Below are 19,679 nucleotides of genomic sequence, written 5' to 3' on the forward strand. Positions count from 1 at the left end.
CGCGCCATGGTTACAGACGATGGCCGCTGTAACAACCAGTGCACCAAGCAAGTTGCGCAGGCAAGTTGCTCCAAGGAAGGGGTCCCCGTGCGGGAAAACGTACCGACGGCGTCACGCTGGACGGCACTGGCCGTGCTCTGCGCCGGGCAGTTGATGGTCATCCTCGACGGCACCGTCGTGAACGTGGCGCTGCCGTCCATCCAGCAGGACCTCGGCTTCTCCTCGTCGGGCCTCGCCTGGGTCGTCAACGCCTATCTGGTCCCCTTCGGGGGCCTGCTGCTGCTCGCCGGGCGGCTCGGCGACCTCGTCGGCCGCAAACGCGTCTTCACCGCGGGCCTGGTCCTCTTCACCGCCGCCTCGCTGCTGTGCGGCGCGTCCCAGGACCCGGCGACGCTGCTGGCCGCACGCTTCGTCCAGGGCATCGGCGGCGCGGTGACCTCCGCGGTCACGCTCGGCATGGTCGTCACCCTCTTCCCGCGGCCAGGGGAGCGGGCGAAGGCCATCGGCGTCTACAGCTTCGTCCAGTCCGCGGGCGGCTCGCTGGGGCTGCTCGCGGGCGGCGCCCTGACCCAGGCCGTCGGCTGGCACTGGATCTTCCTGGTCAACGTCCCGATCGGCATCGCCGCCGCGCTGGCAGCCGCACGCGTGCTCACCGCCGAGCCGGGCAACGGCCTGGACCAGGGCACCGACGTCGCGGGCGCCCTCCTGGTCACCGCCGGGCTGATGCTCGGCGTCTACACGATCGTCGGGACCGCCGACCACGGCTGGAACTCCCTACCGACCCTCGGCTGCGGCGCCACCGCCCTCGCCCTGCTCCTCGGCTTCGTCGCCCGCCAGGCACGCGCCGCCCACCCGCTGCTGCCGCTGCGCGTGCTCCGCGCCCGCGACGTCTCCGCGGCGATGGGCATCCAAGCCCTCCTGGTGGCGGGGATGTTCAGCTTCCAGTTCCTGTGCGTGCTCTACCTCCAGAAGGTGCTGCGCCTGGACGAGATACGCACCGGCCTCGCCATCTTCCCGGTCCCGGTCGCGATCGGCGCACTGTCCCTCGGCGCCTCGCCCAAGCTGATCGGCCGCTTCGGGCCCCGCGCCGTGCTCCTGCCGGGACTCGCGCTCATCGCGGCAGGGCTCGCCGCGCTCGGCCGCGTACCGGCGGGCGGGAACTACGCGGTGGACGTGCTGCCCGCGCTGCTGCCGATCGGCGTCGGCTTCGGCCTGGCGATGCCCTCGCTCGCCACGCTCGCGATGTCGGCGTCCACACCCCGGGACTCGGGGATCGCCTCGGGCCTGTTCAACACCATGCAGCAGGTCGGCGGCGCCTTCGGCCTCGCGGTCCTCAGCACGCTCGCCGCCTCGCACACGGACTCCCTGCTGGGCGGCGGAACGGGCACCGCCTCGGCGCTCACGGCCGGCTACCGGCTCGCCTTCCGTGTCGCCGCCGCCCTCGTCGTAGTAGCGCTCCTCCTCGCCGCGGCCCTGCTGCGGTCGCCCGCGGCGGTACGGCGCCGAGCGGACGAGGAGAAGCCGGTCGCCGTGTAGGGCCGGTCCGACGGTTCGCGGTGCGGCCTCAGCGGTGCGGCCCCAGCGCTACGGCAACGGCACTACGGCAACGGCGCCGCCCGCCGACCCCGCCCGCCGACCCCGCCCGTCGGCCCCGCCCGCAGGCCCCGGCGCCGTCAGGACCGAAGGCCGCGCAGCCCGGCGCGGATCTCGTCGACCAGGATGCCGGGCTGCTCCAGGGCCGCGAAGTGCCCGCCCCGCTCGGCCTCGCCGTAGTGGATCAGGTCGCTGTAGGTGGCCTCGATCCAGGTGCGCGGCAGGAGCGGGATGTCCTTCGGGAACACGGTCACCGCGACCGGGAGCGTCAGCTTCGGGCCCGCGAAACTGCCCGTCCTGTTCTCCCAGTAGATACGTCCGGACGACGCCGCGCTGTTGGTGAGCCAGTACAGCGACACCGCGTCGAGCATGTCGTCCCTGCTCAGGGCGTCCTCGGCGAGCCCGCGGTTGTCGGTCTTGGACTGGAACTTCTCGTAGATCCAGGCCGCCTGGCCCGCGGGCGAGTCCGCCAGGGCGAATCCGACGGTCTGCGGCTTCGTGCCCTGGAGGTGGTTCGACCCGCCGAGGTCGCCGGTGTAGAGGGCGAGGGAGTCCACGGCGTAGCGCTCTTCGGGCGACAGGGTGTCGGGGATGTCCGCGGGGAAGGCGAACGGGGTGGTCAGGTGGATGCCGAGCAGCCCCTCCGGCCGCGTGGCTCCCAGCGCCGTCGTGACGACGGCGCCCCAGTCGCCGCCCTGGGCGGCCCACCGGGTGTAGCCGAGCCGCTTCATCAGCTCCGCCCACGCGCCGGCGATGCGCGCGGCGTTCCAGCCGGTGCCCTCGGGCTTCTGCGAGAAGCCGAACCCGGGCAGCGAGGGGACGACGACGTCGAAGGAGTCGGCGGCGTCCCCGCCGAACGCCACCGGATCGGTCAGCGGGCCGATCAGCTTCAGGAAGTCGATGTTCGAGCCGGGCCATCCGTGGGTGAGGATCAGCGGCATCGCGCCGGGGTTCTCGGACCGCACGTGGAGGAAGTGGATGTCCAGGCCGTCGATCTCGGTGAGGAACTGGGGGTAGCGGTTGAGGTCGGCCTCGAAGCGCCGCCAGTCGTAGCCGCGCTCCCAGTACGCGACCAGCGACCTGGCGTGCTCCACGCGGACCCCCTGCGACCAGTCGTCCACCGTTTCCGGGTCGGGCCACCGCGTCCGGGCCAGCCGCTGCTTCAGGTCGTCGATCTCCGCGTCCGGGATCGAGACGGTGAACGGGCGGACGGGGGCCGAGGTCGGCGGCGTGGGTACGGTCATTGCCTTCATCTCCTGGGCTTCGCAGGACGGGCTTGCGGTACGGGCTTGTGGTACGGGCTCGCAGGTCGAACCCGCAGGTCGAACCCGCAGGTCGGGCCCGCAGTACGGCGCAACTCTTCGTTGCACACCACTGTGCAATCTACGCCGTTGCACACCGGTGTGCAACAATGGACACGTGCCCACCGAGTCCTCCCGCGCCCGCGCGACGCAGCAGACCCGCGACCGCATCCTCGACGTCTCCCTCGACGTGCTGGGGGAGAACCCCGACGCCGGCATGGGCGACATCGCCGCCGCCGCGGGCGTGGTCCGGCGCACCGTCTACGGCCACTTCCCCTCGCGCCTGGACCTGATCCAAACCCTCACGGAACGGGCCGTCACCGAGATGACGGCCGTGCTCACCGAGGTCGACGCCTCCGGGCCGGCGGCGGACGCGGCCTGGGCGGCGTTCGTCGCCCGCCTCTGGCCGGTGGCGCACCGGTACCGCGTGCTGCTCGCGCTGCGCCGCGGCGAGTACGGCGAGGCGATCCACGGCCTGCTCGGTCCGCTCGACGAACTCCTCGCCGCCCTCGTACAACGCGGCCAGGAAGCCGAGGTGTTCGCACGGCACCTGCCCGCCGCCGTGCTGAGCCAGCTCGCCTACGGCGTCGTCTTCGCCGTCGCGGACAGCGACCTGGCGAACGGGACGCTCGGCGCCCGAGCCGCGGCGATTACGAGCCTGCTGATGCTGGGGGTTCCTGAGGCGCGCGCCCTCGCTCTCGCCGACGACCGGCCCTGACCCGCGGCGCGAGCGCCTACCCGGCAGCCGCAGCTACTCCGGCAGCCGCACCGTGCGGTAGTCCACGAGGCGGGTGATGTACTGGCCGGCCTGCAGCCAGACGGTCCGCGGGCTGTAGAGGGGGACGGTCTCCACGGCGACGGCGCGCGGGCGGGCGACAGTGGGGACGTGGAGGGCACCGTGGACGGCGGACAGGTGGAAGCGGCGGGCGCGCACGGCGACGTAGTGGTCGCGCAGGTGCGGGCAGAGCCGTACGGCCTTGCGGGCGCACGGGGTGCAGACCGGCGGGTGCGGGGACTCGATCGGCGCGGGCCAGGGCTCGCGTTCGTACTCCGCGCGGCCCATCAGCCACAGCACGCCGTCGCGGTCGCGGTCGGCCGGGCCGCCGCACACCTGGCACAGCGCGCGCAGCATCGTACGGCGCTGCCGCAGACTGTGCACCCGGCCGTACTCCGGCGCCCCGACCCCGGGGCTCGCCCCGATCCGGCGCCACAGGATGCCGAAACGGTCCCGGTCCAGCGGGTGTTCGTCCGCGTACCCGAGCCGCCCGCGCCGCACCACGAGCGCGGCCGGCTGCTCCGCCTCCGACGACCACGCGGTGATGTACGGCACCACCCCGCGCAACGGAAAGGAGCCGAGCGGACGGGTCGGCAGGGCATGGGGCGGTACGGCACGGGTCGGTACGGCACGGGTCGGTACGGCAGGGGTCGGTGCCATGGAACGAACTCCTCGCGGCGCGAATTCTGCTGGGCCCACCACATTGCCGCCCGGCCCAATTCCGTGCCATGGAAAGGCTGTCACCAAAGCCCCCGTGTGGACAGCCGATTGACGGTACGTTCGAGCAATGGAACTCCATGACGAGGACACCGCTGCCACCCCGCGCGCGATGCTCGGCCGTCGGCTCCGCCGCCTACGGGAAGCGTCCGGCCTTTCCCAACGGGCGCTGGCGAACGTCGTCGGCTATCCCCACACGTACATCAGCCGAGTCGAACGCGGCGAGCAGTTGCCCTCGGAGGCCCTCGCGGAAGCGTTCGACACGTATTTCCGTTCCGACGGCCTCATCACGGAGCTGCTCGCCATGGCCCAGGACAGCCTGATCGCGGACTACAGCAGGAAGATCGTCGCGAAGGAGGGCGACGCGACGCGTATCCAGGTCTTCACGAGCAGTACGGTGCCCGGGCTGTTGCAGATCGAGGAGTACACGCGGGAGTCGTTCACGGTCGGCATCGCCGGGGAGCGTGTGCCGGAGGCGGAGGTACGGGCCCAGGTCCGGCAGCGGCGGGCCGCCATCTTCGATCGCCAGGACCCGCCGCTTTACTGGGCCATCATGGACGAGGCGGTGCTGGCGCGCGGTAGCCACCGCCGGGAGACGACGGTCCGTCAACTGGAGCACCTGGTCGAGATGGCGGTCCGCCCGAACATCACGCTCCAAGTGCTGCCCTTTTCCAAGGGGCTTCACCCGATGATGGGTGGCAGCCTGACGTTGCTGACGTTGGGGGACGGGAGCACCCTGGGGCTGGTCGAAAGCTTCGCTTCGGGCAACGGTGTAGAGTCCCCGAGCGGGGTGCTGGCGCTCGTCCAACGCTTTGACGTGGCCCGTTCCCAGGCCCTGCCGGCGAACGAATCTCTCGACGTTATCCATCGTTACCTGAAAGGGTGCGCCGAATGAATGCTTTCCGTATACCCGATGCTTCGGTTCTCACCGGCTGGCGCAAATCCTCGTACAGCGGCTCGGAGAATCAGGACTGTGTCGAAGTGACCCGGATGGGCGGCCATTTCGCTACGCGCGACAGCAAGAACCCGAACGGCCCGGCCCTGGTGTTCACCCAGGACGCGTGGGCCTCGTTCGTGGGCGCCGTCGCTTCGGGCGCATTCGACAACGCGTAGTTTCGCGGAGTGACGGACAAGGGTGCCCTGTTCGGCGCGGACGGGGCACCTCGTGGAATTCGGAAGGGGACGCGGGGGGATGGGGTTCGTGTGGGAATGGCCCGTGCTGGAGGGGGAGTTGGTCCGGCTGGAGCCGCTGGGGCACCAGCACGTCCCGGACCTGGCCGTGGCCGCGGAGGAGGACCGCTCGTCGTACGGTTTCACCTGGGTGCCCAGGGCCGATGAGGCCGGGCGCTACGTCGACGAGCAACTCGCCCGCGCCGCGTCCGGACGGCTCGCGCCGTACGCGCAGGTGCTCAGGTCCACCGGGCGCGCGGTGGGCGCGACATCCTTCTGGGACCCGCGCTTCGCGCTGACCCCGGACGCGCTCTCCGCGGTCGAGATCGGGTTCACCTGGCTGGCGGGCTCCGCGCAGGGCACCGGCGTCAACACCGAGGCCAAGTACCTGCTGTTCCGGCACGCGTTCGAGGTCTGGCACGTGGCGCGGGTGGACCTCAAGACCGATGCCCGCAACCTCCGTTCACGCGCCGCCATCGAAGCCGTCGGCGCCACCTTCGAGGGCGTACTCCGCAACTGGTCCCGTTCCTGGGCCCCCGGCGAGGACGGACAGCTCCGCGACTCGGCGATCTTCTCCATCACCGCCCAGGAGTGGCCCGCCCGCCGCACCCGCCTGGAGTCCCGCCTCGCCTCCCCCCGCTGACCGCCCCCGGAGAACGGGCCGACGCGGGGGAGTCGGGCTCAGGCGTTGGCGTGGATGCCCAGGCCGCCGGAGATGGTGAGGTTGTCGCCGGTGAGGTAGGCGGCGGCGTCGGATGCGAGGAAGGCGACGGCTTCGGCGATGTCCGCGGGGGTGCCGGCGCGGCCGAGGGGGATGTCGCGGGCCCAGGCGTCGATCATCTCGCGGGGGACGCCCATCTTGGCGTAGGCGGGGGTGTCGATCAGGCCGGGGCTGACGGCGTTGACGCGGATGCGGCGGGGGGCGAGTTCGAGGGCGACGGACCGCATGAGGGGGAGCAGGGCGCCCTTGGCGGCGGTCACGGCGGCTCCGACACCTTCGCCGGCGCCCACGGTGAAGACCACCGAGGCGCCCTCGTTGAGGAGGGGGAGCGCCTTTTGCAGGGTGAAGAAGGTGCCCTTGACGTTGGTGTCGAAGAGGGCGTCGAAGGCGTCCTCGTCGGTCGACTCGATCGGGCCCGGGCGGGAGATGCCCGCGTTGAGGAAGAGCAGGTCGAGGGAGCCGAGGTCGCGGCGGGCCTGGTCCAGCGCGTGGTCGATGTCCGGCAGGGAGCGTGCGTCGGCCCGGACGGCGGTGATGCCCGGGGGGAGGCCCGCGTCGGTGACGTTGCTGAGGCCGGTGACCATGACGCGGTAGCCGCGGGAGTGGAGCAGTTCGGCGGTCGCCTTGCCGATGCCGCTGGTTCCTCCGGTGATGAAAGCCGCGGGTGCGGGCATGATGCGCTCCTTTTGCGTACGGGTTTTGCGTACGGGTGTGGTGGACGGGCGCGGTGCGCCTGTGTGGCAGCGTACGTCAGTGTGGCAGTGACTGCCAAACATCTGGTGACTGCCGACATGGCAGTGCTGAGCTAGGCTGGTGCCATGAAGAAGGAGGGCACACCGGCGACGGGCGCACCGGCCACGCTGTGGGACCGCACGCGGCAGTTGGCGTCCCAGGAGATCCTCGAGACGGCGCTGCGGCTGTTCACCGAGCAGGGGTACGACGAGACGACCATCGCCCAGATCGCCCGCGAGGCCGGCGTCTCCCAGCGCACCCTCTTCCGCTACTTCGGCACCAAGGAGGACCTGCTCGGCGGCGGCGGCCAGGAGCGGTTCGGGCAGGTCCTGACGGCCGCGGTCGGCGCGCAGCCCGCCGACGCCGACGCCTGGGAGGTCCTGCGCGCGGGGATCGCCGCCCTCCTGGCGCTGCACGACAGCCGGGAACAGGCTCTGCGGCGCTTCCGCCTGCTGCACAACACGGCGTCGCTGCGCGCCGGCTGGCTCGAAAAGGGGCTGCGGTTCCAGGAGGACCTGCTGCCCCTCATCGAGCCCCGGATGGGCGCCGGCAACAAGGGCGCCAAGGCCCGCGCGGTGATCGCCACCGCCTTCGCCTGCCTGGACGCCGCCTCGATGGCCTGGGTCGCCGACGACGGCCGCGGCGACATCATCGACCTCTACGACGAATGCCTGACCGCCGTCCGCACCTGACGCGGGTGCAGGGCGGCAGCGGAGTCAGGGCCGGTCGGGGTCGGGGTCAGGGCCGGTGCCCGGTCAGGGCTGGGCCGGGGTGGGGCCGGCGGCGGTGAGGCCGGCGAGGACGGCCTCACCGAGGGTGTGGACCGCGGACTGCGGCCGGACCATGACGGTGAACTCGCGGATGCGGCCCGCGTCGTCGAGGTGGATGAGGTCGATCCCGTTGATGTCGCGCCCGTTGACCGTGGCGCGGAAGAGCAGCACCGCGGCCGGGGTGTCGCCGTCGTCGGTGAGGGTGAGGGCGGAGCCGTCGAGCCGGCCGACGTACCGGAAGTCCTCGAACGTGCGCAGCAGGACCCCGAGCAGGCCCAGCACCTGGTCCCGGCCCTCGAAGGGGCGGAACTTCACCGGGCTGTAGAGCCGCACGTCCTCGGTGAACAGGTCGGTCATCGCCCCGAGGTCGCGCTGCTCGACGGCGGTACGGAAACGGTCCACTGCGGTGTCGGTCGACGTCATGGCGGCGGCGCTCCTGGTCCTGGGGTCCCGGGCGGGGAGTACTCAGCGGGGAGTACCCATCGGATCGAGCACGCATCGGATCGCGTACTCGCGGTCCTGAGTAGGATGCGGCACGGCCGTCGGCCGCGTCGACCCCGAGTGCCCACCGCCCCTGCCCCCACCGGCCCCGGCGCCACACACCCGCGGCTTCGCGCCCGCCCGCCCCGGCTCGGTACGATTCAGCGCAGCGGCGGCGGACGACCCGCCCGCGCCCGTAAGCGACAAGTCAGGAGCAGACCGGTGTCAGACCTCCGTGTGGTCATCAGACGCGATTCCGCCGAACCGGAAGAGCGGTTGGTCACGACGGGCACGACCGCGGCCGATCTGTTCGAGGGCGAGCGCTCCGTGGTCGCCGCCCGCGTCGGCGGCGTGCTCAAGGACCTCGCGTACCCGCTCGCGGACGGCGACGAGGTCGAGGCCGTGGAGATCACCAGCCCCGACGGGCTGAACATCCTGCGGCACTCCACCGCGCACGTGATGGCGCAGGCCGTGCAGGACCTCTTCCCGCTGGCCAAGCTCGGCATCGGCCCGCCGATCAAGGACGGCTTCTACTACGACTTCGACGTCCCGCAGCCCTTCACCCCCGATGACCTCAAGGCCATCGAGAAGCGCATGCAGGAGATCCAGAAGCGCGGCCAGCGCTTCTCCCGGCGCGCGGTCACCGACGACGCCGCCCGCGAGGAGCTGTCCGACGAGCCGTACAAGCTGGAGCTGATCGGGCTCAAGGGCGCCGCGGCGGGCTCCGACGACGGCGCGGACGTCGAGGTGGGCGGCGGCGAGCTGACCATCTACGACAACCTCGACGCGAAGACCGGCGAGCTGTGCTGGAAGGACCTGTGCCGCGGCCCGCACCTGCCCACCACCCGCGCCATCCCGGCCTTCAAGCTGATGCGCAACGCCGCCGCGTACTGGCGCGGCAGCGAGAAGAACCCGCAGCTCCAGCGGATCTACGGCACCGCGTGGCCCACGAAGGAAGAGCTGAAGGCCCACCTCGACTTCCTCGCCGAGGCCGAGAAGCGCGACCACCGCAAGCTCGGCGCCGAACTCGACCTGTTCTCCTTCCCCGACGAGCTGGGCTCGGGCCTGGCGGTCTTCCACCCCAAGGGCGGGGTGATCCGCAAGGAGATGGAGGAGTACTCGCGCCGCCGCCACGAGGAGGCGGGGTACGAGTTCGTCAACACCCCGCACATCACCAAGGCGAAGCTCTACGAGACCTCCGGCCACCTGCCGCACTACGCCGAGGGCATGTTTCCCCCCATGGAGTTCGAGGGGCAGGACTACTACCTCAAGGCCATGAACTGCCCGATGCACAACCTGATCTTCGACGCCCGCGGCCGGTCCTACCGCGAACTGCCGCTGCGGCTGTTCGAGTTCGGCACCGTGTACCGGTACGAGAAGTCCGGCGTCGTGCACGGCCTGACCCGCGCCCGCGGCTTCACCCAGGACGACTCGCACATCTACTGCACCAAGGAGCAGGTGCCCGACGAACTGGACTCGCTGCTCACCTTCGTGCTGAACCTGCTGCGGGACTACGGTCTGAGCGACTTCTACCTGGAGCTGTCCACCCGCGGCGACTCCGAGAAGTTCATCGGCACCGACGAGGAGTGGGCCGAGGCCACCGAGCAGCTGCGGCTGGCCGCCGGCAAGCAGGGCCTGGAACTGGTGATGGACCCGGGCGGCGCCGCCTTCTACGGCCCGAAGATCTCCGTCCAGGCGCGCGACGCGATCGGCCGGACCTGGCAGATGTCCACGATCCAGGTCGACTTCCAGCAGCCGGCCCGCTTCAAGCTGGAGTACACCGCGGCCGACGGCACCCGGCAGCAGCCGGTGATGATCCACCGGGCGCTCTTCGGCTCCATCGAGCGGTTCTTCGCGGTGCTGCTGGAGCACTACGCGGGTGCCTTCCCGGCCTGGCTCGCCCCCGTCCAGGCGGTCGGCATCCCGGTCGGCGACGCCCACGTGCCGTACCTCCAGGAGTTCGCGGCCGACGCCAAGCGCAAGGGGCTGCGGGTGGAGGTCGACGCCTCCTCCGACCGGATGCAGAAGAAGATCAGGACCTGGCAGCGGCAGAAGCCGCCGTTCATGATCATCGTCGGCGACGACGACATGTCCCAGGGCACGGTCTCCTTCCGCTACCGCGACGGCTCGCAGGAGAACAACATCCCGCGCGAGGACGCGCTCGCGAAGCTCGTGGACGTCGTCGAGCGCCGCGTGCAGGTCTGAGCCGCTCACCCGTACCCCGTCCCCCGGCCCGCCGACGCCACGTCAGCGGGCCGGGGGCCGTTCGTCCTCCCGCGCGAAGACCTGGAACAGCCAGGACGAGAACGCGCCCGTCACCGCGCCCAGCAGCGCCACACCGCACACCATCAGCCCTACCGCCACGGTCCGGCCCAGCGGCGTGACAGGGGTGACGTCCCCGTAGCCGACCGTGGTGATGGTCGAGCACATCCACCACACCGCGTCGCCGAAGGTACGGATCGTCGCGCCGCGCGCGCCCCGCTCCGCCTGGTAGACCGCGAGCGCCGCCGAGAAGCCCAGCAGCGCCGCGGTGATCCCGGTGTAGGCGATCACCCGCCCGTACAGGCTCAGCTTCGGCACGTCCCGGCGCTGCTGCACCGCCTGGTAGGTGTCCACGAAACGCAGCGGGCGCAGCAGCGGCAGCACCAGCACGGCGGTGTCCAGCAGGTGGTGGCGCAGATGCGCGAGCAGCGAGGCGTACGGGCCCAGCCGCCAGCGCACCACGTAGTCGACGAGGAACACCGCCCAGGCGCCGTACACCACCCCGAGACACACCTCGTGCCCCGCCGCAGGCATGCCGCGGGCCAGCACGTGCACGGCGTACGCGGTCAGGAAGAGCAGCGCCACCGCGAAGAGGGGCAGCTCGCTGCGGTCCTCCCAGCGGGTCAGTCGGGGGTCGGCGGCCATCCCGCCAGGATCGCGGGCGGCGATGCGCCCCGGCCCCGGCGACACGCGGACCAGGGGGTTGGCCATATGCTGAACGGCATGACGAGTGAGCCGGAGCAGCGGGGCGGGGCGGGGGGTCCGGACGCGTTCCAGCGGCTGTGGACTCCGCACCGGATGGCGTACATCCAAGGCGAGAACAAGCCGAGCGGGCCCGACGCGGGGGACGGGTGCCCCTTCTGCGTGATCCCGTCGAAGACCGACGAGGACGGGCTGGTCGTCGCGCGCGGGGAGCGGGCGTACGCGGTGCTCAACCTCTACCCGTACAACAGCGGCCACCTCATGCTCGTGCCCTACCGCCACGTCGCGGACTACACCGAGCTGGACGAGGGCGAGACGGCGGAGGTCGCGCGGCTGACGAAGCAGGCGATGACGGCGCTGCGCGCCGCGTCCGGGGCGCAGGGGTTCAACATCGGGATGAACCAGGGGGGCGTGGCCGGGGCCGGCATTGCGGCGCACCTGCACCAGCACGTGGTGCCCCGCTGGGGCGGCGACGTGAACTTCATGCCGGTCGTCGGCAACACGAAGGTGCTGCCGCAGCTTCTCGCCGACACCCGCAAGCTTCTGGCTGACGCCTGGCCGCACTGACCCTCCGGGGTGCCCCGTCCGCGGAGTTACGGGACCTTGCGGTCCGCGGTGGCTGGTCGCGCAGTTCCCCGCGCCCCTGTATGTGCTCGGGTTCGTCCGGGGCGAGCCCGCGTGGTGGCCGCACTTACCCAGGGGCGCGGGGAACGGCGCGACAAGCCCCCCACCGGCAGGTGGTCCCGGAGCCGACAGCACCACTCACCCCGGAGGGTCCCGTTAGGCGTCGTACGCATCCGCCTTCTTTGGTTCGACGGACTGCACCATGCCGCTGAGGGCCATGGAGCGGCTGGTGAACTGGGAGACGTCGACCCCGTTCTCGTCCATGATCTGGATCGCGGCGGCGTGGACGGCGCGGACGACGGGGGTGACGGCGCGCAGCGCGTCGTCGGCCATGAAGCGGTGCTGCCAGGGCTGGTCGGCCCAGGTGTGGCGCAGCCCGAACGGCTCGGGGAGCTTCAGGGAGCCGCCGAGGTGGTCGAGGATCGCCGGGAAGCGGGTGAAGGGGGCGCGGGCGGTGAGCCGGACGACCTCGCCGGCGGTGACGACCGGGAGCGAGATGGTCCTGGTCTCCCAGAACTTCACCTGCTTGCTGACCGTCTTGGTCGGCGCCGACGGCTTGGAGGTGAACAGCCCCTTGATCGGGCCGAGCGCGTAGCCGGTGATCTCGACCCGGAGGGTCTGCGCGAGCACCGTGACGGTGACCATGACGGTCAGTACCAGGTTGCCGTCCCACAGCACGAACTGGATGCCGAGGTAGTGCCGGTTGCCCTTGCCGAACTGCTGGGTGTTGCAGATCCGCTGCACCTCGAAGTCCTTGACGGTGTACGCCTCGACCTCGGTGCCGGTGGGCCGGGAGATGCTGCCGGCGCCCGCGCTGATCGGCGCCACCACCCAGTGCCGTATCGACGGCTTCGGGAAGCCGCCGGTGTGCAGGGGGCCGCGCTCCAGCATCCGCAGCCGGTCGTGGATCGCCCGTACCACGTCCCAGCTGCGGAACGGGTTGATCTCCTTCATGTCCTCGCGGGGGACCAGCTCCTCGGCCATCTGCCAGTTGCACCAGCGGGTGCCCATGCCGAGTATCCCCTTGGGGCCGGCGTAGAAGACCACGTTGCTGTTCTGCTCGGCGGACAGCTTCGCCAGGCTCTGCCGCAGCGACTCCGCCCGCAGCTGGTTGGGGTTGCGCGGCACCGCCTCGGGGATCTTCGCCCCGACCCCGGAGCCGCCGGCCAGGTCGCCCCAGCGGGCCCGCAGGTCCTTCGCGGTGCGCTCGCACATCCGGCGGGCGAGGAACCAGCCGATCACCGGCACGATCATCATCACGCGGAGGTACTGCTGCCAGAACCCGCTGAGCGGCGGCCTGATCGCCAGCAGCACGGCCAGCAGCGCGGCGACCGCGAGCACCGCGCCGCCCAGTGCGCCGGCCCGCTTGCCCTTCGCCTTCAAAGTGGCCAGCGACCTGCGCAGCTGGAACGCGCCCAGCCACAGCAGCGTGCCGGGCAGGAACAGCACCCCGCACACGCCCATCACGATGCTGAGCTTGTCGTCGCGCTCCTGCCTGATCCGGCTGGCCGCGAGGCAGTGCTCGACGACGGTCTGCGGCTCGATGCCGAAGGACTGGACCAGTTCGCCGCGCGCCGCGCCGAGCATCCTGACCTGCACGGCCCGGGCGAAGGCCTCACCGAGGTTCGGTTCGAACAGCGACAGCCGCGGCGGTGTCACCTTCGCGCCGTCGCTGATCTCGATCAGGGCCGCCATCGAGGAGTCCCGGTACGCCGCCGAGGCGAGCGCCTGGGTCGCCGCGGTCTCGCCATCGGTGCCCAGGAGCGGGACCTGCGCCCCCGGGCTGAAGTCGAACCCGTCTGTCACCGCAGCCCCCACTCGCCATCCGACCGCACCCTGCGCGCCAACCGGCTCCGACCGGCCCATTCCCCGTAACAGGCCGCATCACACGTTCGGAGCAGTCACCACATTACCGGCGGGGCGTCACCTCGCGCGCGCCGTCTGCTGTTCCGGCTGGTCCAAGTGGTGCATTTTCGCCGCGAGTTGCGCCGGCATCGGCTCATGGCGGGCGTAGTGGCGGCTGAACCGGCCGGTGCCGTGCGACAGCGACCGCAGCTCCACCGCGTACCGGCCGATCTCGATCTCGGGCACCTCCGCGCGCACCAACGACCGCCCCGTACCGTCCGGTTCGGAGCCCAGCACACGGCCGCGCCGCGCGGACAGGTCGCCCATCACCGGACCCACGTAGGCGTCCGGCACCGACACCCCGACCTCGTCGACCGGTTCCAGCAGCTGGATCGGGCACCCGGCGGCGGCCTCGCGCAGCGCCAGCGCGCCCGCGGTCTGGAAGGCGGCGTCGGAGGAGTCCACCGAGTGCGCCTTGCCGTCGAAGAGCGTGACCCGCACGTCGACCAGCGGGAAGCCGGCGGTGACCCCGCGCTCGGCCTGCGCGCGGACGCCCTTCTCCACCGACGGCACGAACTGGCGCGGCACCGCCCCGCCCACCACCTTGTCGACGAACTCCAGCCCCGAACCCACCGGCAGCGGCTCCACCTCGATCTCGCAGATCGCGAACTGGCCGTGCCCGCCGGACTGCTTGACGTGCCGGCCGCGGGCACTGGCGGCCCGCCCGAAGGTCTCCCGCAGCGGCACCCGGTGCGCCACCGCGTCCACCCGCACCCCGTAGTGGCCGCGCAGCCGCTCCAACGCCACCTCGGCGTGCGCCTCGCCCATGCACCACAGCACCACCTGGTGGGTGTCCGGGTTCTGCTCCAGCCGCATCGTCGGGTCCTCCGCGACCAGCCGTGCCAGCCCCTGGGAGAGCTTGTCCTCGTCGGAGTCGGCGTGCGCCTCGATCGCCACCGGCAGCAGCGGGTCGGGCAGCCGCCAGGGCGCCATCAGCAGCGGGTCGTCCGGGTCGGAGAGCGTGTCCCCGGTCTCCGCCCGCGTCAGCCGCGCCACGCACACCAGGTCGCCGGCGGCCGCCGACGGCACCGGGCGCTGCTGCCGCCCGAACGGCGACGACAGCGCGCCCACCCGCTCGTCCACGTCGTGGTCCTCATGGCCGCGGTCGCCCAGGCCGTGCCCGGAGACGTGCACGGCCGCGTCGGGCCGCAGCGTGCCGGAGAAGACCCGCACCAGGCTGAGCCGGCCCACGTACGGGTCGGAGGTCGTCTTGACCACCTCGGCGGCCAGCGGCCCGTCCGGGTCGCAGGCCAGCGGCGGGCGGGGGCGGCCGGCCGGGTCGGTGACCGGCGGGACGACGCGCTCCGGCGGGGTGGGGAAGCCCCGGGTGACCAGGTCGAGGAGTTCCACGGTGCCCAGGCCCTGCCGGGCGCCGCCGGCGGCGGGCGCGGCGGCCAGCACCGGGTGGAAGGTGCCGCGGGCCACGGCCCGCTCCAAGTCGGCGATCAGGGTGCCGACGTCGATGTCCTCACCGCCGAGGTAGCGGTCCATCAGCGTCTCGTCCTCGCTCTCGGCGATGATCCCCTCGATCAGCCGGTCGCGGGCCCGCGCCATCCGCTCGGCCTGCGCCGGGTCCGGGTCGGCCTCGACCCGCTCGCCGCCGGAGTAGTCGTGGACGCGGCCGGTCAGCAGCCCGGCCAGGCCGGTGACCGGGGCGTGCCCGTCGGGGCCCGCCGGGCCGTGCACCGGCAGGTACAGCGGCAGCAGCGCGTCCGGGTCGTCGCCGCCCAGTTCGCTCGCGCACCGCGCGGCGGTCTCCTCGAACCCGGCCCGCGCCGACTCCAGGTGCGTGACCACCACCGCGCGCGGCATGCCGACCGCGGCGCACTCCTCCCACACCATCCGGGTTGCGCCGCCGACGCCCTCGCCGTCCTGCGCCGCCGAGACGACGAAGAGGGCCGCGTCCGCCGCTCGCAGACCGGCCCTCAGCTCCCCGACGAAGTCGGCGTACCCGGGGGTGTCCAGGACGTTGATCCGGACCCCCTCCCACTCCACCGGCACCAGGGAGAGCTGGACGGAGCGCTGCCGGCGCTGCTCGATCCCGTCGTGGTCGGAGAGCGACCCGCCGTCCTCCACCCGCCCGGCCCGGCCCACCGCCCCCGTCGCCAGGGCCAGCGCCTCCACCAGGGTGGTCTTGCCCGCGCCGCTGTGGCCGACCAGCACCACATTGCGCACCTGCCGCGGGTGGCTCCCGCCGGGAGCCGCCGCCGCTACGCCTCCCGCGGCCCCAGGTGCCGCGTCCTTCCTACCGCCACCGCTCATGCGTCCCGCCTCCCGAGGTTCACTCCGCGGGTGCGTACAGTTCCCCTTCGACGGTACGCCCGTCCGGGCACCAGGGGACCTGTCTGGCTACGATGGGCCATCCGGCGGCCGTTTTGGCCGCCGCGTGCGGGGACTGTCGAGCAGCCCGTCCCCGTTCCGAACTCCACCGACCTGTCGGGAAGGCCATGCTGAACAAGTACGCGCGTGCGTTCTTCACGCGTGTTCTCACGCCGTTCGCCGGATTCCTCCTGCGCAAGGGGGTGTCGCCGGACACGGTGACCCTGATCGGCACCGCGGGTGTCGTCGCCGGCGCACTGGCCTTCTACCCCAGGGGCGAGTTCTTCTGGGGCACCGTCGTCATCACCCTGTTCGTCTTCTCGGACCTGGTCGACGGCAACATGGCCCGCCAGGCGGGCCGCTCCAGCCGCTGGGGCGCGTTCCTGGACTCCACCCTGGACCGGGTCGCCGACGGCGCCGTCTTCGGCGGCCTGGCGCTCTGGTACGCCGGCGGCGGCGACAACCTCGTGCTGTGCGCGGTCACCATCTTCTGCCTCGCCAGCGGCCAGGTGGTCTCCTACACCAAGGCGCGCGGCGAGGCGATCGGCCTGAAGGTCGCGGTCAACGGCCTGGTCGAGCGCTCCGAGCGGCTGGTCATCACCCTGGTGCTGTGCGGCTTCGCCGGCTTTCACCGCACCTTCGGGGTGCCCGGCATCCAGTGGGTGCTGCCGATCGCCCTGTGGGTCGTCGCCGTCGGCAGCCTGGTCACGCTGATCCAGCGGGTCGTCACCGTGCACCGCGAGGCCGCGGAGGCCGACGCCGCCGAGGCGGAGAAGCGGGCGGTCAGCCAGGGGAGCAGCGTGTGAAGGAGCGCCTCACCGACGGCCTGTACGGGCTCGGCTGGAGCGCGGTGAAGACCCTGCCGGAGCCGGCGGCACGCGCGCTCGGCCGGACCGTCGCCGACGCCGCCTGGCGGCAGCGCGGCAAGGGCGTGCAGCGGCTGGAGGCGAACCTCGCCCGCGTGGTGCCCGGCGCCGGCCCGGAGCGGCTGCGCGCGCTGTCCCGCCAGGGCATGCGCTCCTACCTGCGGTACTGGATGGAGTCCTTCCGGCTGCCGGCCTGGAGCAAGGACCGCATCCGCACCGGCTTCGCCCCGCAGGACGTGCACTGGCTCACCGACGGGCTCGCCGCCGGGCGCGGGGTCATCCTCGCCCTGCCGCACATGGGCAACTACGACCTCGCCGGCGCCTGGGTCACCACCAAGCTGGAGACCCCGTTCACCACCGTCGCCGAACGGCTCAAGCCCGAGACCCTCTACGACCGGTTCGTCGCCTACCGCGAGGGCCTGGGCATGGAGGTCCTGCCGCACACCGGCGGCGCCGCGTTCGGCACCCTGGCGCGGCGGCTGCGCGCGGGCGGCCTGGTCTGCCTGGTCGCCGACCGGGACCTGTCCAAGAGCGGGGTCGAGGTCGACTTCTTCGGCGAGAAGACCCGGATGCCCGCCGGGCCGGCGATGCTCGCCCAGCAGACCGGCGCGCTGCTGCTGCCGGTCACCCTCTGGTACGACCAGTCGCCGGTCATGCAGGGCAAGGTGCACCCGCCGGTCGAGGTCCCGGCCGACGGCGACCGGGCGAGCCGCACCGCGGTGATGACCCAGGTGCTGGCGAACACCTACGAGTCCGGGATCGCCGAGCACCCCCAGGACTGGCACATGCTGCAACGGCTCTGGCTGAGCGACCTGCCGCAGCGCGCCGCCGTCGAGTCCGCTGCCGAGCCCGCTGCCGGGACGGTCACCGCCGCTGAGACGGCCACCGCCGTCGCCGCGCCGGACGAGAGCCCCGGGACGGAGCGGCCTTGAGGATCGGGATCGTCTGCCCGTACTCCTGGGACGTCCCAGGCGGCGTCCAGTTCCACATCCGCGACCTCGCCGAGCACCTGATCACGCTCGGGCACCACGTGTCCGTGCTGGCCCCGGCCGACGACGAGACGCCGCTGCCGCCGTACGCGGTCTCCGCCGGCCGCGCGGTGCCCGTGCCGTACAACGGCTCCGTGGCGCGGCTGAACTTCGGCTTCCTGTCGGCCGCACGGGTCCGGCGCTGGCTGCACGACGGCGGGTTCGACGTCATCCACATCCACGAACCCACCTCGCCCTCGCTCGGGCTGCTCGCCTGCTGGGCCGCCCGCGGCCCGATCGTGGCGACCTTCCACACCTCCAACCCCCGCTCGCGCGCGATGATCGCGGCCTACCCGATCCTCCAGCCCGCGCTGGAGAAGATCAGCGCGCGGATCGCGGTCAGCGAATACGCCCGCCGCACCCTGGTCGAGCACCTCGGCGGCGACGCGGTCGTCATCCCCAACGGCGTCGACGTCGGCTTCTTCGCCGCCGCGCGGCCCCGGCCCGACTGGCAGGGCGACACCATCGGGTTCATCGGGCGGATCGACGAGCCCCGCAAGGGGCTCCAGGTCCTGATGCGGGCGCTGCCCGGGATCATCGAGCGCCGCCCCGGCGCCCGCCTCCTGGTGGCCGGGCGCGGCGACCAGCGCGAGGCCCTGGAGCCGCTGCCGCCCGAACTCCACGGCCACGTCGAGTTCCTGGGGATGGTCAGCGACGAGGACAAGGCGCGGCTGCTGCGCAGCGTCGACCTGTACGTGGCGCCCAACCTCGGCGGCGAGAGCTTCGGGATCATCCTCGTCGAGGCGATGTCCGCGGGCGCGGTGGTCCTCGCCACCGACCTCGACGCCTTCGCGCAGGTGCTCGGACAGGGCAGCGCGGGCGAACTGTTCCCCAACGGCGACGCCGCCGCGCTGGCGGACGCCGCGGTACGCCTCCTCGGGGACGACGCCCGCCGCGAAGAGCTGCGCGGCCGCGCCTCGGCGCACGTACGGCGCTTCGACTGGTCCGTGGTCGCCGCGGAGATCCTCTCGGTCTACGAAACGGTCACGGTCGGCACGGAGTCCGTCCACCCCGACCGCCCGGGCTTCCCCGCCACCTGACCGCCCGCCGCACGGCGCCGTCGCGGCGGATCGCGGCCACCCGGGGGGAATAGGGTGCCGCGGTGACCACCGTGATTTGCGTCGTAGCCGCACTGATCCTGCTCGGGCTCTACCTCAGCTGGACCGCGGGCCGCCTGGACCGCCTGCACGCCAGGATCGACGCGGCGCGCGCCGCGCTCGACGCGCAACTGCTGCGCCGCGCCTCGGTCGCGCAGGAACTGGCGACCGCGGGCGTCCTGGACCCGGCCGCCTCCATCGTGCTGTACGAGGCCGCGCACGCCGCCCGCCAGGCCGAGCCGGACGGGCGGGAGGTCGCCGAGAGCGAGTTGAGCCAGGCGCTGCGCGCGGTGTTCGCCGAGCCGGACACGCTCGCGGCGGTCGAGGCGGCGCCCGGGGGCGCCGAGGCGGTCGGCGAGCTGACCCGCGCGGTGCGCCGCGTGCCGATGGCCCGGCGCTTCCACAACGACGCGGTGCGCGCCGCGCGCGCCCTGCGCCGCCACCGCGTGGTGCGCTGGCTGCGACTGGCCGGCCACGCCCCGTTCCCGCTCGCCTTCGAGATGGACGACGAGCCGCCGGTCCTGCTCACCGCGGAGGGCGCCACCACCGCATAGGAGCATCCGCGGGAGCCACCTGCGCCGAATTGGCCCTTTTCGGTGGTCCACGCGCCGCCGGAC

General features: G+C 72.5%; 19 protein-coding genes. 12 read left to right on the top strand and 7 right to left on the bottom strand.

Annotation, left to right across the window (positions count from 1 at the left end):
- The first annotated feature begins 6 nt into the window (after positions 1-6).
- Positions 7-1,536 (top strand): MFS transporter, encoded by a 1,530-nt coding sequence (locus tag WA788_RS11655; RefSeq protein WP_335975674.1) that lies wholly within the window; start codon positions 7-9, stop codon positions 1,534-1,536.
- Between the two features lie 137 nt (positions 1,537-1,673).
- Here the strand turns inward: WA788_RS11655 and WA788_RS11660 are convergent, their stop codons facing one another.
- A complete protein-coding gene (locus WA788_RS11660; protein ID WP_335975677.1) occupies positions 1,674-2,837 on the bottom strand; it encodes an epoxide hydrolase family protein in 1,164 nt (387 codons plus the stop codon).
- A 175-nt stretch (positions 2,838-3,012) separates the two neighbouring features.
- Between WA788_RS11660 and WA788_RS11665 the strand changes: the two genes are divergently transcribed.
- Positions 3,013-3,612, top strand: coding sequence for a TetR/AcrR family transcriptional regulator (locus WA788_RS11665; RefSeq protein ID WP_335975680.1), 600 nt, complete (start codon positions 3,013-3,015; stop codon positions 3,610-3,612).
- Between the two features lie 33 nt (positions 3,613-3,645).
- On the opposite strand, the gene WA788_RS11670 is transcribed toward WA788_RS11665, so the two are convergent.
- On the bottom strand, positions 3,646-4,329 hold the full coding sequence (locus WA788_RS11670) for a hypothetical protein (RefSeq protein ID WP_335975684.1): 684 nt from the start codon (positions 4,327-4,329) through the stop codon (positions 3,646-3,648).
- 127 nt (positions 4,330-4,456) lie between these two features.
- Between WA788_RS11670 and WA788_RS11675 the strand changes: the two genes are divergently transcribed.
- The 3 genes from WA788_RS11675 to WA788_RS11685 all read left to right on the top strand — a co-directional run bounded on the left by WA788_RS11675 (position 4,457) and on the right by WA788_RS11685 (position 6,199).
- Positions 4,457-5,281: a helix-turn-helix domain-containing protein gene (locus tag WA788_RS11675; RefSeq protein WP_335975686.1), complete on the top strand. Its 825-nt coding sequence runs from the start codon at positions 4,457-4,459 to the stop codon at positions 5,279-5,281.
- Positions 5,278-5,499 carry a DUF397 domain-containing protein gene (locus tag WA788_RS11680; protein ID WP_335975690.1) on the top strand — a complete coding sequence of 74 codons (222 nt, stop codon included), beginning with the start codon at positions 5,278-5,280 and terminating at the stop codon, positions 5,497-5,499. The genes WA788_RS11675 and WA788_RS11680 overlap by 4 nt, the downstream gene beginning before the upstream one ends.
- A 79-nt stretch (positions 5,500-5,578) precedes the next feature.
- A complete protein-coding gene (locus WA788_RS11685; protein ID WP_335975696.1) occupies positions 5,579-6,199 on the top strand; it encodes a GNAT family N-acetyltransferase in 621 nt (206 codons plus the stop codon).
- Between the two features lie 38 nt (positions 6,200-6,237).
- Here WA788_RS11685 and WA788_RS11690 read toward each other — a convergent pair whose 3' ends face one another.
- Complete coding sequence (locus WA788_RS11690) at positions 6,238-6,951, bottom strand: SDR family NAD(P)-dependent oxidoreductase (protein ID WP_335975701.1); 714 nt, start codon at positions 6,949-6,951, stop codon at positions 6,238-6,240.
- 144 nt (positions 6,952-7,095) lie between these two features.
- Between WA788_RS11690 and WA788_RS11695 the strand changes: the two genes are divergently transcribed.
- Positions 7,096-7,701 carry a TetR/AcrR family transcriptional regulator gene (locus WA788_RS11695; RefSeq protein WP_335975706.1) on the top strand — a complete coding sequence of 202 codons (606 nt, stop codon included), beginning with the start codon at positions 7,096-7,098 and terminating at the stop codon, positions 7,699-7,701.
- A 63-nt stretch (positions 7,702-7,764) separates the two neighbouring features.
- On the opposite strand, the gene WA788_RS11700 is transcribed toward WA788_RS11695, so the two are convergent.
- The gene (locus WA788_RS11700) at positions 7,765-8,202 is read right to left on the bottom strand and encodes a nuclear transport factor 2 family protein (protein ID WP_335975711.1); all 438 of its coding nucleotides are present in this window, start codon (positions 8,200-8,202) and stop codon (positions 7,765-7,767) included.
- Between the two features lie 279 nt (positions 8,203-8,481).
- Here WA788_RS11700 and thrS point away from each other — a divergent pair, with 279 nt between their 5' ends.
- On the top strand, positions 8,482-10,464 hold the full coding sequence (gene thrS / locus WA788_RS11705; RefSeq protein ID WP_335975714.1) for a threonine--tRNA ligase: 1,983 nt from the start codon (positions 8,482-8,484) through the stop codon (positions 10,462-10,464).
- A 42-nt stretch (positions 10,465-10,506) separates the two neighbouring features.
- On the opposite strand, the gene WA788_RS11710 is transcribed toward thrS, so the two are convergent.
- On the bottom strand, positions 10,507-11,166 hold the full coding sequence (locus WA788_RS11710) for a potassium channel family protein (protein WP_335975719.1): 660 nt from the start codon (positions 11,164-11,166) through the stop codon (positions 10,507-10,509).
- Between the two features lie 66 nt (positions 11,167-11,232).
- Between WA788_RS11710 and WA788_RS11715 the strand changes: the two genes are divergently transcribed.
- A complete protein-coding gene (locus WA788_RS11715) occupies positions 11,233-11,790 on the top strand; it encodes an HIT family protein (protein WP_335975724.1) in 558 nt (185 codons plus the stop codon).
- Positions 11,791-12,003: 213 nt separating this feature from the next.
- On the opposite strand, the gene WA788_RS11720 is transcribed toward WA788_RS11715, so the two are convergent.
- Both WA788_RS11720 and WA788_RS11725 read right to left on the bottom strand, forming a co-directional pair.
- Positions 12,004-13,713, bottom strand: coding sequence for a hypothetical protein (locus WA788_RS11720; RefSeq protein WP_443034011.1), 1,710 nt, complete (start codon positions 13,711-13,713; stop codon positions 12,004-12,006).
- 57 nt (positions 13,714-13,770) lie between these two features.
- On the bottom strand, positions 13,771-16,014 hold the full coding sequence (locus WA788_RS11725; RefSeq protein WP_335975733.1) for an elongation factor G-like protein EF-G2: 2,244 nt from the start codon (positions 16,012-16,014) through the stop codon (positions 13,771-13,773).
- A gap of 185 nt (positions 16,015-16,199) precedes the next feature.
- Here WA788_RS11725 and pgsA point away from each other — a divergent pair, with 185 nt between their 5' ends.
- The 4 genes from pgsA to WA788_RS11745 all read left to right on the top strand — a co-directional run bounded on the left by pgsA (position 16,200) and on the right by WA788_RS11745 (position 19,616).
- A complete protein-coding gene (gene pgsA / locus WA788_RS11730; RefSeq protein ID WP_335975738.1) occupies positions 16,200-16,877 on the top strand; it encodes a phosphatidylinositol phosphate synthase in 678 nt (225 codons plus the stop codon).
- A complete protein-coding gene (locus WA788_RS11735) occupies positions 16,874-17,869 on the top strand; it encodes a phosphatidylinositol mannoside acyltransferase (RefSeq protein ID WP_335975742.1) in 996 nt (331 codons plus the stop codon). Before pgsA ends, WA788_RS11735 begins: the two co-directional genes overlap by 4 nt.
- Positions 17,866-19,005, top strand: a complete 1,140-nt coding sequence (locus WA788_RS11740) for a glycosyltransferase family 4 protein (protein ID WP_335975747.1) — start codon at positions 17,866-17,868, stop codon at positions 19,003-19,005. The genes WA788_RS11735 and WA788_RS11740 overlap by 4 nt, the downstream gene beginning before the upstream one ends.
- Positions 19,006-19,067: 62 nt before the next feature.
- Positions 19,068-19,616, top strand: coding sequence for a hypothetical protein (locus tag WA788_RS11745; protein WP_335975751.1), 549 nt, complete (start codon positions 19,068-19,070; stop codon positions 19,614-19,616).
- Positions 19,617-19,679 lie beyond the last annotated feature (63 nt).

Source organism: Streptomyces sp. CA2R106 (assembly GCF_037034245.1).
Taxonomy (GTDB): Bacteria; Actinomycetota; Actinomycetes; order Streptomycetales; family Streptomycetaceae; genus Actinacidiphila.